The 13,361-nt window shown below is 59.6% G+C and carries 10 protein-coding genes and 1 pseudogene; 6 read left to right on the top strand and 5 right to left on the bottom strand.

The window, feature by feature from the left end; all coding sequences use genetic code 11:
* Window positions 1-296: 296 nt before the first annotated feature.
* Window positions 297-1,262 carry an alpha/beta hydrolase gene (locus FJ443_RS24280; RefSeq protein ID WP_140523142.1) on the top strand — a complete coding sequence of 322 codons (966 nt, stop codon included), beginning with the start codon at window positions 297-299 and terminating at the stop codon, window positions 1,260-1,262.
* Between the two features lie 239 nt (window positions 1,263-1,501).
* Here FJ443_RS24280 and FJ443_RS24275 read toward each other — a convergent pair whose 3' ends face one another.
* The 4 genes from FJ443_RS24275 to FJ443_RS24260 are packed head-to-tail and all read right to left on the bottom strand — an operon-like array spanning window position 1,502 to window position 7,044.
* Window positions 1,502-2,230: a response regulator transcription factor gene (locus FJ443_RS24275; RefSeq protein WP_140523140.1), complete on the bottom strand. Its 729-nt coding sequence runs from the start codon at window positions 2,228-2,230 to the stop codon at window positions 1,502-1,504.
* The gene (locus tag FJ443_RS24270) at window positions 2,220-2,609 is read right to left on the bottom strand and encodes a response regulator (RefSeq protein WP_013896619.1); all 390 of its coding nucleotides are present in this window, start codon (window positions 2,607-2,609) and stop codon (window positions 2,220-2,222) included. Before FJ443_RS24270 ends, FJ443_RS24275 begins: the two co-directional genes overlap by 11 nt.
* Complete coding sequence (locus tag FJ443_RS24265) at window positions 2,606-3,253, bottom strand: response regulator (protein ID WP_023767341.1); 648 nt, start codon at window positions 3,251-3,253, stop codon at window positions 2,606-2,608. Before FJ443_RS24265 ends, FJ443_RS24270 begins: the two co-directional genes overlap by 4 nt.
* Window positions 3,250-7,044, bottom strand: coding sequence for a PAS domain-containing protein (locus FJ443_RS24260; RefSeq protein ID WP_140523137.1), 3,795 nt, complete (start codon window positions 7,042-7,044; stop codon window positions 3,250-3,252). Before FJ443_RS24260 ends, FJ443_RS24265 begins: the two co-directional genes overlap by 4 nt.
* Before the next feature lie 486 nt (window positions 7,045-7,530).
* Between FJ443_RS24260 and FJ443_RS24255 the strand changes: the two are divergent.
* The 5 genes and pseudogenes from FJ443_RS24255 to FJ443_RS24230 all read left to right on the top strand — a co-directional run.
* Window positions 7,531-7,952: pseudogene (locus FJ443_RS24255) on the top strand (alpha/beta hydrolase); the annotation flags it as partial.
* 352 nt (window positions 7,953-8,304) lie between these two features.
* On the top strand, window positions 8,305-9,543 hold the full coding sequence (locus tag FJ443_RS24250) for an HlyD family secretion protein (protein ID WP_140523132.1): 1,239 nt from the start codon (window positions 8,305-8,307) through the stop codon (window positions 9,541-9,543).
* Window positions 9,544-9,587: 44 nt separating this feature from the next.
* Window positions 9,588-11,201: an MDR family MFS transporter gene (locus FJ443_RS24245; RefSeq protein WP_140523129.1), complete on the top strand. Its 1,614-nt coding sequence runs from the start codon at window positions 9,588-9,590 to the stop codon at window positions 11,199-11,201.
* 758 nt (window positions 11,202-11,959) lie between these two features.
* Window positions 11,960-12,190, top strand: a complete 231-nt coding sequence (locus FJ443_RS24235; protein WP_140523124.1) for a hypothetical protein — start codon at window positions 11,960-11,962, stop codon at window positions 12,188-12,190.
* Window positions 12,187-12,459 (top strand): SDR family oxidoreductase, encoded by a 273-nt coding sequence (locus FJ443_RS24230; protein ID WP_140523121.1) that lies wholly within the window; start codon window positions 12,187-12,189, stop codon window positions 12,457-12,459. The genes FJ443_RS24235 and FJ443_RS24230 overlap by 4 nt, the downstream gene beginning before the upstream one ends.
* Window positions 12,460-12,561: 102 nt before the next feature.
* On the opposite strand, the gene FJ443_RS32085 is transcribed toward FJ443_RS24230, so the two are convergent.
* Window positions 12,562-12,801, bottom strand: a complete 240-nt coding sequence (locus FJ443_RS32085) for a type IV toxin-antitoxin system AbiEi family antitoxin domain-containing protein (RefSeq protein ID WP_347439601.1) — start codon at window positions 12,799-12,801, stop codon at window positions 12,562-12,564.
* Window positions 12,802-13,361 lie beyond the last annotated feature (560 nt).

The following is a 13,361-nucleotide window of genomic DNA, read 5'->3' as shown; positions in this document are numbered from 1 at the left end:
TGCGCGACGTGCCGCGTGCGGCTGTCACAAACACGACCTATCAAGCCGTATGAGGATTCTTCTCAAAACGAGGAGCGGCTGATCGCGAGCAAGTCACCGCCCGAACGGACCGCGATAGGTTTCGCCTACGTGGTCCTCATGTTGAGTAATCAACTCACCGCCGGCCAGAGCGCAATATGCTTAGGTGTACAACGCGTTATTATAACGACAAAGGCTTTAAAGCTTTCGCCTTATAGAAATTGCACGGCATTTGCCGCTCTTGGAGCACTTTGTACCTCACAACCCCGGAGTGCTTTATGCGCCTTAGCTTTCTTTCTGGTTTCCTCATTGCGGTTCTTGCTGCCGGGCCATCGACTTCTGCCAGCGCACCGCACTCCGGCGTGCCGCTCGGGCAATCGACCGACCTGTCGGCACGTATCGTCGACGGCAAGGCCGACGTTAACGGTGTGGCCTATCACTATTTGCTGGCAGCAGGCGGCCCGAAAACCGTGGTGTTGTTGCATGGTTGGGGCACGACCTCATACATGTGGCGCTTTGTAATGCCGCAACTGGTGGCGCGCGGTTACACGGTACTTGCGCCCGATTTGCGCGGTTTGGGGGACACCGCCAAGCCTGCGGCCGGCTACGAAAAGGCGGCGATTGCCGAGGATATTCGAGCACTTGTCAATCAGCTGAACCTTGGTCCGGTCCTCAATCTCGTCGGTCACGATATGGGTGGCATGGTCGCTTATTCCTATGCGGCGCAGCACCCGGGGGAAGTCACCACACTGGCAATCGTTGACGTCCCGCTGCCAGGCATCGAACCGTGGAACGAATTGATCCAAGGCCCTCGCACTTGGCATTTTCGCTTCCACTCCGTACGCGACGTGCCGGAAATGCTCATTGCCGGTCGCGAGCTTGAGTATTTAAAGTGGTTTCACAATGCAGAGGGGGTAAATACTCGCGCGTTCGACACCGAAGCCGACGAAGTCTACGGCCGTTCTTATGCCCAGCCTGGCGCATTGCGCGCAGGCTTCGAGTACTACCGGGCTTTCCCGCGTGACGAAGAACAGAACAAAGCCTTTGCAAAACACAAGCTGACGATGCCGGTACTCGGTATAAGCGGTTCGGGTGGCCTGGCATCGATGTACGAAGGCCATCTCCGCCACGTCGCCGAAAACGTACGGGCCGTAGTAGTCGAAGGCTCAGGCCATTGGGTTCCGGAGGAGCAGCCGGCCGCCGTCACAAGGGCCCTGATCGAATTCCTGCCACCAGCATACTAAGCTTCGCGGCTGGCTGAAGCACAACATTAGCGATAGTCGCCGTGATGGAGATACTCCGCTCCAAAGCTTTCCCAATGCGCCGCCGTTAGCTGGCGATGCGCGGCAAGAGCTTGGTAGTGTAGCCTCAACACCAGGTTACACGCGGCGATCATCGCTCTAAACTTCATGAAAATTTGTCTGAGTCCGGATCGTCCTGGGCAGGCTACTCTTAACGGAGAAGCGCCAGCCGCTGGGCGATCCTATCGGACGGAGGCGAGGTTCACCCTTTCGAAAGTCCTGGCCGCGCCGGCCTCGCGCATCGGCGGGGGCAGCGTTTCCCAGGCCCGGATCAGCTCTCCGATGGAAGCTGCTTCCATCTTGCGCATGACATTGCCGCGGTGAAGCTTGACGGTCACTTCACTGATGCCGAGGTCGAAAGCGATCTGTTTGTTGAGGCGCCCACGCGCCACTTCATGCAGCACCTCGCGCTCGCGCGGGGTCAGCGTCTCGACACGCTCGATGTTGCGCTTGACGACCACCGCATCTGCCCGCCGCTTGGCATCCACCGCAATGCCCGCGATCACGGCGTCAAGGAGTGTTTGGTCGCGCACCGGTTTGGTGAGAAAATCCACCGCGCCCGCCTTCATCGCCTGGACAGTCATCGGTATGTCGCCATGCCCAGTCAGGAAGATGATGGGCTTGGGATTGCCGTTTGACGCAAGATGGTGCTGTAGATCCAGGCCGCTTGCCCCTGGCATGCGGACGTCGAGGATCAAGCAACCGGGGCTGTCCAAGACGTCAGCGTCGAGCAATTCTCGGGTCGAAGCGAAGCAGACCGGTTCAAAGCCCATCGACAGTATCAACTCCGACAGTGCCTCCCGAACAGACGCATCGTCATCGACAATGATGACGAGCGGCTGCTGCGGCTCGGCGTTCCGCTGCCGTGACACCGGCGTCGATCTCTGCAAGAGCGGTTGGTCAACTCTCATGTTCATCCCTCGGTTCTTGGTTGCGTAAAGCGTCGCTCACAGCCGCAAGCAGGGCCTGGCCATCGAAGGGCTTTCGGAAAAACCCGCTGATGCCTTTGGCGCGGTGCTGATCGGCTATCTCGTGACGACCGGTGATCAGGAACACCGGCAGGTCCGCACGCGTCTTCTTGACCAAGTCACGAAGTTCAAAGCCGTCCGTACCAGGCATCCCGATATCGGTAATGAGCAAGTCCACGTCAGACAGCCCGCTGACGAGCAGTGATCCCGCCGACGAGAAGATGCGGGCAGCATAGCCCGCAGACTCCAAAAGGTTCTCGAGCGACTCGAGCAATCTTGGGTCGTCATCGACAATCGCCACGACAGGTCGCACCTTGCTCACACTCCGTTCCCTCCCGTTCGTCGAGAGTGGCTGATCGGTATCTCCAACCGCTCCGCCATGCGCACGAGATCAGCGAGTGATGCCGCAACCATTTTCTGCATCACGTTCCGTCTATGGATTTGCAGCGTGACCTCGCTGATCCCCAACTCAGCCGCGGCCTGTTTGTTGAGCAGGCCACTCACAACGAGCGGCAGCACCTCGCGTTCTCGCTGCGTGAGCTCTTGATAGCGTTGCCTCAACACGGTGAGTTCGGCGCGCTCTGATCGCCTTTCCCGGTCCTGGGCGATCGCTGCCCGGATCGCGACCATGAGGTCCGTATCGCTGAAAGGCTTTGTCAGGAAGTCCACAGCGCCGTGCTTGATCGCACGCACAGAGGACGGGATGTCGCCATGCCCCGTTATGAAGACGATCGGCGGATGATCGCCCTCGGCGATCTGCTTCTGCAGATCTAGACCGTTGATGTCAGGCAATTCCACATCGAGGATCAGGCAGGCGGGGACGTCCGGCTTGTCGGCAAGGACATAGTCGCCGGCCGATCCGAACGCTACGGCGCGCATGCCATGGGACTCCAGAAGCTCACCAAGCGCTTCCCGAATACGCACGTCGTCATCGACGATGAAGACCATTTGATCGTGGGGCGTCATGCTGCCGCTTTCATTTCAACTGGCATCGTGAAGACGAACGCCGTTCCGTGCGGGTCGTTCTTCTCCACCCACAACCGTCCGCCATGGGACTCGACGATCGAACGGCAGATCGCGAGTCCCATGCCCATGCCATGCTCTTTCGTCGTAAAGAACGGCTCGAATATTCGGTCAGGAAACTCAATGCCCGGGCCACAATCGCTGATCTCGATCTGGATCGCGTCCCCTATACGGCCCACGCGAAGTCCAAGAACCTTGTCACCGGTAACAGAGTCCATCGCCTCGATCCCATTGCGGATGAGGTTCACCAGAACCTGCTGGATCTGCACCCGATCGAGCGCGACAATAGGAAGGTCGCTTTCGACATCGATATCCAGACGAACACGGCGCCGCACCGCCTCCTCGGCGATGAGGTCGCGCGCCTCCGCGATGACGCTGTCGAGTGCTGTGTAAGCCATCGCGTCTGCCGATTGCTTGAATAAGGCGCGGATACGGCTGACGACATCCGCAGCTGAGTTGGCATCACGGATAATACGCTCCACAGTCTTCTGCGCCCGCTCGATATTTGGCGGATCGGCCGTGAGCCAACGCTGGCAGGCATATGAATTGGCGACAACAGCCGCCAGAGGCTGGTTCACCTCATGCGCTATAGAGGCTGAAAGCTCGGCGAGACTCGCCGCCTGGCTCGCGCGTGCAAGTCTCTCTTGCGCCAGGCGCAGCTCTTCTTGCGTGCGAACTTCACCGTCGATGTCCAGACAGACGACGTTCCACTGAACAATCGCCCCTTCTGCATTGCGCATCGGTGCCGCGCGCGTATCGACCCAGCAATATTCGCCATCGAAGCGACGCAGACGGTGCCTCCGCGCATACGGTTCGCCAGTGGCCAACGAATGAGCATAGTTCGCTTTGACGCCCGCCAGGTCGTCAGGATGAACGCCTTCGTCGAGTGTCCCGGAAAGGCGGGATTTTCCCTTACCGTCCAATACCTCCAACTCATATCCGAGGAACTCGCGGAGCTGACGGCTTCGATATATCGGCTCACCATTCGGTGCGGCGCAATCGATCATCACCGGCAGCGTTTCAACCAGCTGCCACAGCGAACGTTCTCTCTCGCGCAGCGCCACCTGTGCGCGCATCTCCTCGTCGATGTCGATGGAGACCTGGTACCAGTGAACGATGGCTCCGTCCCGATCGCGCAGAGGCTCGCAACGCCCTTCTATCCAGCGATAGCTGCCGTCTTTCCAACGCCGGCGATACCGCATGATGAAGGAGTCGCCAGTTTTGAGGCAGCTGGCTGACCTATTGAGCACCTCGAGAGCGTCTTCGGGATGAATCAGATCTCGAGCCACCCTCGTGAAGTCTTCGAAGTTTGCCCCGGAGATGCCGAGTTCCTCCAAAGACCGCCTATTGACGTACGCAAGCTTGCCATCGGGCGTCCAGCTCCAGATGTGGACCGGCAAGGCATCGACAAGCTGCTGAAGCTCGCGCTCTCTTTCGCGCAATGCCTCCTGCGCCCGCATCTCATCTTCGATGTCGATTGAAGCCATATACCATTGAACGATCGCGCCATCGGTATCCCTTAACGGTTGCGCTCGTGCTTCTATCCAGCGGTACACGCCATCCTTCTCGCGTCGACGAAAGCGGTTCACGAAAGGCTGGCCGGACGCAAAGCCATTCGAAGCCCTCCGAAACATTGTCGGAAAGTCTTCAGGATGGGCCAGGTCCCGGGCCAGGGCATCGAAATTATTGATGTGCGTCGGTGGCGAACCGACCTTCTCCAGGTATCGCTTGCTGGTGTAGGTGATCCTGCCTGAAGGGGCAAAGCTCAGGAGATTCACGGGCACAGCGTCAATCATTTGCTCCAGTTGCCGGTTGGCTTTCCGCAGCGCTTCTTCTGCCCTCACCTGGTCGTCGATGTCGTGCGAAAGACCGTACCATTGGACGACAGTCCCACACTCGTCCCGCATCGGTTCCGCTCGGCCCGACATCCATCGGAAGACGCCGTCAGCACGACGCAGGCGATAGTTCAGGGAGAAGCTTTCCCCGGTGGTGACCGAGTGGTTGATCGCTGTTTCCAGCGTGGCGGCGTCATCGGGATGTACGACAGCCGCAATGGCCGCCTTCAGGCCATTTCCTCCGACATTCTCGTATCCTCCTACGTCAAGGCCGAGATACTCAACCATTCGCTTGCTGAAGAAGACCGGCTCGCCCGACGCAGACAGGCGCCAGAGGAAGCTCGGCACCATGTCGACCAGTTGCGAGAGTTCCCGCTCCCGGTCGCGCAACGCTTCCTGTGCGCGCATCTCGTCGTCGACGTCGATAGAGATCACATACCACTGAACAATCGCGCCGCTGTGATCACGCAGCGGCTCGCCGCGTCCATCCACCCAGCGGTACGCTCCGTCCGCACGGCGCATTCGATACTTCATGGAGTATGGTTCGCCGGTAGCCAGAGAGTGGCGGACGGTCTCCAGGAGGCGTGCCGCATCTTCGGGATAGACGAGGGACTGTATGGCCGCCGCCTGCCGGCTCATCCCCGGCTTGTCCAGATCCGCCACACCGTCGAGACCGAAGAAGTCAAGCAAACGTCTGTTGAAGAAGGTCGGCTCGCCTTCAGGCGTCAGCCGTCTGATCTGGACTGGGACCATGTCGACGAGCTGAGAAAGTTCCCGCTCCCGACCGCGCAGCTCCGCCACGGTTTTCTTGTAGACATCGTTGTCGAGCGCGATTCCATACCATCCCGTGATACGACCCTGGCTGTCGCGCGCGGGCCGCGCGGCGGTTCGGGCCCATACATAGGTGCCGTTTGCGCGCCGAAAGCGAAACTCGACATTGAAATGATCGCCGGTCCTCAGACAATGGCGCCAGGTAACCGCGATCTGCTCATAGTCGTCTGGATGAAGCAAACGCTTCCAGGCGGTGTACCCCTCGTTCAATGGAGCGTTCAGATCCTCCAGCGTCACCCCGAGGGAGCTCAGCGCGAACGGATGCAGGTAGATCCATCTACCCGCCGCATCGAACGCCCATCCGTTCCCGAATATGCTTTCAACGATTTTCGCCGATCGAATTGGCCCGGCATTGTTCTCAACCAAGTGATCCAGGTTCGCCCCGGAAAGCGGCTCCCCATCTGTCACCAGATCATCAATGTCCACACTGACACTGTAGCCGGGCTCCGATCGGGTCTCGTTCCAGCGATAACTTCCGTCGGCCTGCAGTTGCCTGTGCCTCGTTACCTGGGGGACACCTGTCCAGAACGCGCGGGCGACTGCGTGCGCCGCCGCTGTCCGGTCGTCCGGATGGACCAGTCTCAGGGAATGGTGAGCGTCGGAGGCTGCTTCCTTCTCGGCCGCAATGATCACGTCAGCGGATCGCTCTGTGGCTGCGGACGGCGAATCGCCTTCAATCAATGTGCCATACCATGCAACGGCGTTACCTTCGCTATCGCACAGCGGCTGTCCGGAGATTCGGCTCCAACCGTAAGCACCGCTCGCGCGCAAAATGCGGTGCTCCACATTGTAGTGCTCACCTGTCTGCAGGCAGCGACGCCACTCGGCCACGGCTCGGTCATAGTCGTCTGGATGGATTAGCCGCTTCCAACCCGCGGGGCCACCTTCTGACGAAGTGTTGAACTCCTCCAGCGTCGTGCCGAGAAGCGATAGCGTGCTGGGAGTAACATAGCTGAATCTGCCGGCCGCGTCTGTCGCCCACCCATTGCCGACCACGCTTTCAATGATCCGAGCCGCCCGCAACGCTTCCGCGTCGGGTTCGCCAAGCGAGTTGAACGCTGTCGTCATTGTCTTCTCCTGCCGGACAATGAAAGGCGGAGACTGTCAGCGCCTTCTTTAACTCTCATCATTGACCATCTGGGCTCGTGAATTCGTTTTTCCGATCTTAACCGGACCACGCCGCAGCCGCACCTCATGGAAATCCATGAGATGTGAGTGACCAAACCTCCGGGTGAGGCACCTACACGTCCCGATTGAAGCTATAGCCTTTCACGCGGAGAAATCGAAAACCTAGCCGTTAAAAACGCATGCCTTCACCGACATACAGAAAGCCTCGGGCCTCGCCTCAACTACGCTGAGCAGTCCCCGGAACTCCCCGTGAAATTCATCTTCGCCATGCCGGTATTTTCGTAATGTTTGCCGCAACACTCGTTCGGGGCAAAGGCCAAATGCCCGCTCGCCTCCAAGCTGCCAAGATCGGCCGTCCACAGCGTGTATCGCAATGCCGGCTTCAGGGTGATCGCGATGCCGGCCTCCGGCAGTGCCACCGATCTTGAGACGCCTGCCAATCCAAGTGGTTTGCCTATCGAAGTTTTTGACGGGCTGAGCCAAGCGCTGCAAGTCGGGCGCAGTTCTATCTCGATTTTGCGAGCGGCCCGTTCTAAGTGTTCAACCGATCCGACGCGAAGCCATTGCGAGCGTCGTTCACACATGATGGGCGCCGCCAATGCCCAGATTCAATTCATCAAGGCCTTTTCGGAGACCCACTTCACCGAACACCTCCAAGTCAATCGACTTGTCTCCGTTCGTGATGCATGGCGACGACGACTAGATCGTTCCGATCCATGACTCGGCGCTACTCTCGCGAACACTGAAGCGAGCAACACTCAAGGTCTATGAGAAATTTCCGCACGGCATGTGCACGACGCAGGCCGACACTATCAAATCCTGACCTGCTCACCCTAGTCAGGTCGTAGGCTCGCGCCGCCTCCCCCCGACAAGAGCCCAGTCTGGCTGCCGCTCCGATCGGCAGGCAATCCCCCTTCACAAACAGGAGCAAGAGAACGATCAGAACGACCATCTTCATCGCTGCTATCGCAGCCACCTCCCTATACGCTGGTGCAGATGATTTTCGGCTCGGATATCGCAATATGTACTTCGAGCCGTGTCAACCGGACGAGGTACGGACGACGAAAGCAGGGGTTTTTCCGGTTTCTCTCTGCAGCCAACGAAGAGGCAGGCGAGCTTCTTACCTGTCCGGCTTCCGATTTTTGAGCACAGGGGCATTCCGCTCTTGCGCAAAGCACGATGAACGTCAGGACGAATGAGATGTCCGAGATGCCCGCGACCACCAACTTCTCCAACGCACCCGGCGCGGCCGTGCCTCAGCCGCGGCCGGCTGCCTTCGTCGAGCAGCCAGCTCGGCCCTCGGCGGAAGAGCCGAGTGCCTTGCCGGTTGGTACGGAAGCTACTCCCGGCGACGTCACTGCGGCGGTATCTAGGAGCCGCCGCCTCAAGCGGATCGCATTCGCGGCGACGTTTCTGATTTGCGCAGCCGCGGGAGGTGATTGGGGCTATGGCTACTGGACCGCAGGCCGGTATCTGGAGTCTACCGACGACGCCTATTTGAAAGCCGACTACACGACGGTGGCGCCGAAGATATCGGGCTACATTGCCGATGTGCCGGTGCATGACAACCAGACTGTCGAGACCGGGCAGGTTCTCGCCCGCATCGATGACCGCGACTTCCGTGCCGCGCTCGCCCAGGCTGATGCCGAGGTCGAGGCCGCCGAGGCGGCCGTCCGTAATCTCGACGCACAGATCGCGCTCCAGCAGTCGCTGATCCTGCAGGCAAAGGCGACAGTCGCCGCAACGCAAGCTTCGCTGGCGTTCGCCAGCACCGACGCCGACCGCTATGCGACGTTGGCAAGGAGCGGCACCGGTACTGCGCAGAAAGCCGAAGCAAGCCGCGCCCAGGCCGATCAACTCATCGCCGGGTTGCAGCGCGACCAGGCTTCCCTAGCCGCCGCAAAGGCTAAGATCGACGTACTCGCCACCGAGCGCGACAGTGCCGTTGCCCAAACGGATCGCGCCGAGGCAGCTTCCGATCAGGCCCGACTGAACCTTTCCTATGCCACAATCACGGCACCGGTCGACGGCACGGTCGGCGCGCGCACGCTCAGGGTTGGACAGTATGTGGCATCAGGCACGCAGTTGATGGCTGTGGTGCCGCTGCATGCCGTCTATGTCGTCGCCAACTTCAAGGAGACGCAGCTCGCTCATGTGCGTCCCGGGCAGCCGGTGCGCGTCGCCGTCGACGGCTTCCCTGGCGTCGAATTGACTGGTCAGGTCGACAGCCTGTCGCCGGCGAGCGGCCTGGAATTCGCATTGCTGCCGCCCGACAACGCGACCGGCAACTTCACCAAGATCGTGCAGCGTATCCCGGTGAGGATCTCCATCGACAATCACAAGCTCGACGGGCTGCTCAGGTCCGGCATGTCCGTCGAGCCGACCATTAACACCAAAGCGGCCGTGCTGGCCGACGGTCGTTCCTCAGTTTCGCGATGATTGACACTGGCGCCGTTCTTACTGGCGCTTGAGGAGTTGCAGCAATGAAAACCGCCGTCTCCTCGCTTCCGACGTCGGCCGGCGACGTCCAGAACGCGGCCGGATCTGCTGGTGCCGCCAATTCGCTGCGGGTCTGGGTGGCGGTGGTCGGCTCTGCTCTCGGAGCATTCATGGCCGTGCTCAATATTCAGATCGTCAATGCCTCGCTTGCCGACATCCAGGGGGCGATTGGGGCTGGCATCGATGACGGTGGCTGGATCTCGACGTCCTACCTCATAGCGGAGATTGTGGTGATCCCGCTGACCGGCTGGCTGTCTCAGGTCTTCTCGCTGCGGATCTATCTGATCACCAACGCGGTGCTGTTCCTCGTCTTTTCGGTCGCCTGCGCCTTCGCCGCCAATCTAGGTCAGATGATTGTCCTACGAGCGATCCAGGGTTTTACCGGCGGCGTGCTCATCCCGCTCGCCTTCACCATTGTCATCACGATGTTGCCGAAAGCCAAGCAGCCGATCGGCCTGGCCCTGTTCGCGCTGTCGGCCACCTTCGCGCCAGCGATAGGCCCGACCATCGGCGGCTATCTCACCGAGAACTGGGGCTGGCAATACATCTTCTACGTCAACCTGGTGCCGGGCGCGCTGATGGTCGGCATGCTGTGGTTTTCGCTCGACGGCCAACCGATGCGGCTTGGCCTGCTCGCCAAAGGCGACTGGCCGGGCATTGTCACCATGGCCATCGGACTGGCGGCCCTGCAGACCATACTTGAGGAAGGCAACAAAGACGACTGGTTCGGCTCGCCCTTTATCGCGCGGCTGGCAATCGTCGCCGCGGTGTCGCTGACCCTGTTCGTCTGGATCGAGCTGACTTCGAGCCATCCGCTGCTGAACCTCAGACTGCTGGTACGCCGCAACTTCGGCTTCGGCGTCCTCGCCAACTTCCTGCTTGGTGTCGCGCTCTACGGATCGGTCTTCATCGTACCCGTCTATCTCGCCCGCATTCAGGGCTACAATGCCGAGCAGATCGGCATGGTGCTCGCCTGGACCGGCCTGCCGCAGCTTGTCCTGATCCCGCTTGTACCTGGCCTTATGCAGCGCTTCGACATCCGTCTCGTCATCGCGATCGGCTTCGCCCTGTTTGCCGCATCCAACTTCATGAACGTCCACATGAGCGGAGCATATGCCGGCGACCAGCTGTTCTGGCCGAACATCGTGCGCGCCATCGGCCAAGCCCTTATATTGGCGCCGCTTTCGGCAATAGCCACGTCAGGCATCGAGACGGAAAATGCCGGCTCTGCCTCGGCCCTGTTCAATATGACCCGCAACCTCGGCGGCGCCGTCGGCATCGCGCTGCTGCAAACCTTCCTCACCAAGCGCGAGCAGTACCATTCGAACGTGCTGGTACAATCGGTATCCCTGTTTCAAGAGGCAACGCGCGTCCGCATTGTGCGGCTCACCGCCTATTTCCATTCGCATGGTATCAACGACCAGGCGCTCGCTGCACAAAAAGCGATTGCTGCGATCGCGCTGAGGGTACGCCAGCAGGCCTTCGTCATGGCCTTCAACGACACCTTCTTCCTGCTTGGCGTTAGCTTAATAATCGCGTTGTCGGCCGTCCTGTTGCTAAAGAAGCCGGGTCATATAGCAGCCGGCGGCGCCCACTAACCTACTGGGGGAAGCCGGGAACGCCACCGGACATCAATTCGCTGGTTCGAGCTCCAGGGCCAGTAGGCTTCATAGGACGCGGCTTTGGCATGGCCGCACTAGGATGCAGTGTGAATTCGCGAGCCGTGATAGGTGCTGCGCCAAGCGCTGACGATGCTCACGCCGGTTGCCGCGCCATTGCGCGACCACAGATGTGCCGGGCACCAGCGAAGAGAAATCGACCTCGACCGTAGCAAGGTCTTCAACAGGTAACACCAGCTCGGCGGGCCGTCTTTCGGGTTCGCCAGGATTGCTCATGATGAAGGTCTCTGTTGCTGGAAAGTGCTTCATCGCGCCGGCGGCAATCGAGCAGGCATGTCTGCGGCCGTGGTCATCTCTTTGCTCAAGTGGCACCATGGGGGCCGAGGCGGGATATCAGTCATTGTGCCAACAGTGTGTGCGCCCGATACTTTCGCTTATTATTTCCTCAGCGAAGGATTGGCCTGATAACCGAGAACGCCATGCGGCGACAGGCGGTCTTGGCTCTTCCGGCGACCATTTCTCACGCCAGGCTTGGCGCGCGCGGCAATCAAAGAACAATTGTCTCGGCGCGCTCACACCTCGGCATAGGCATACCTACCTGTCTGCACCGTAGCCGTCTTTCCTGCCAAGTGCGAGCCTTCCAACGCGCTATCCGGAACGACCGGCGCCAAGTGGCCGAACGGGCTCGTGCCCCTCCATTTGCGGAACGTCATCTGCATTCAGACAAGAGAAAGATCGTGAAACTCTACTACAGTTCCTTCGCCTGCAGTTCGGCTGACCACATCGCGCTTGAGGAGGCCGGCGCTTCCTTCCAGCGCGAGGCGATAGACCTCCAGACGAAACGAATGGCTTCCGGGCACGACTTCCTCACGATCTCGGCAAAGGATAGTGGCGAAACGCTGACCGGGAACGGCACGCACGACGGCGAGCATGTTTGGTTTCAATGCTGGCAAGGAGACGCAACATGAAAATTGTGGTCATTGGCGGCTCACGTTATATAAGAGCACGCACCGTCAAGAAACTGCAGCGTAAGGGCCACGAGGTGGAGGCTGCGGCCTCACTCCCTCACGTCGACAACTACATTGCGGACTATCGCGATGCTGGCTACGCTGGCCAAACTCTGAGGCGTCTGCTCCTGCATTTGGCGTCGCTCGTTCATGAGCTGTGGCGTCAAGGACGAATATGGCGCGGCAAGCTTTGCATTCGGGTCGAAGGACATGACCCCAAAGCGATGTAGATCGCAAGCGCATGACGCGCTTAGAAGCACTCTCGGCCTAGTCAAGGCGGCCGGAGTGAAGGGACTACGGTAATCGTTTTGAGGCCGGCCAGGATGCTCGGGTCAGCAGTGTCGACAAGATGCGTGAGGCCCTTGAAACAGCAGGCGCATCGACCACTGCGGCGCGATACCGCCCTTACCGACCTTCACGAGCAGGCCTTCCTTGCACATCGGGGACAAGTAATAGCGAGGGATTCCTGCATTTGACAAATCACAGGTCCGCACCTCACAGCCCTTGTAGCCAGAGCAACAGCTTGGTTGAGAAGTGATGGTTTGGGACCGCAAAGCGAAGTGCCTCCGCATGGTGTGCCGTCCAGAATTATCTGTCGCTGTCCGGAATTAATCAGGCCGTCGCCGTCGTGCGCAAGCGCCAACGCTGAGATACTGACGCCATCTGGCTCAAGTCTCAAGCGATTGGGGAGGAAGTATAGAGCTGAACCTCGGTGCTCAGGTTTTACCAATCCTGTCGTCTTGGGTCGACCAATCCGTTGTCGACCGTGAGCGGGTTTACCAATAAGGGCGGCTATATTCTACGCAAATCCAATCGCTTAATGCCAATCCAGAATTAACTGTCATTGAGGCCATTAGTAAACTCGATCTTTGATCGGAAACCCCTACCCTCAGCCAGAAAACTCTCCTGTTTTCAATCGCCCGCCCGCCAGCAACCCATAATTCCGGACTGGTTACCCCGTGAAATGCTCAATAATTCCGGACGTCGCACCAGACTGCCATTTATGCGGCTTTTTGAGCACAAACCAGGAACAACCCCCGTTTCCATTCATCGAAATGTTGCGATGCTCCCTGACGTGGGATCAGGGCCGTCGCTTGACTCAGACATGTTCCTCTGGGGTCTCGACCTCTTC

Origin of the sequence: Mesorhizobium sp. B2-6-1 (assembly GCF_006440475.1) — a bacterium.
Taxonomy (GTDB): domain Bacteria; phylum Pseudomonadota; class Alphaproteobacteria; order Rhizobiales; family Rhizobiaceae; genus Mesorhizobium.
Note: the sequence above shows the minus strand (reverse complement) of the source record. Positions and strands in the feature narration are given on the sequence as shown.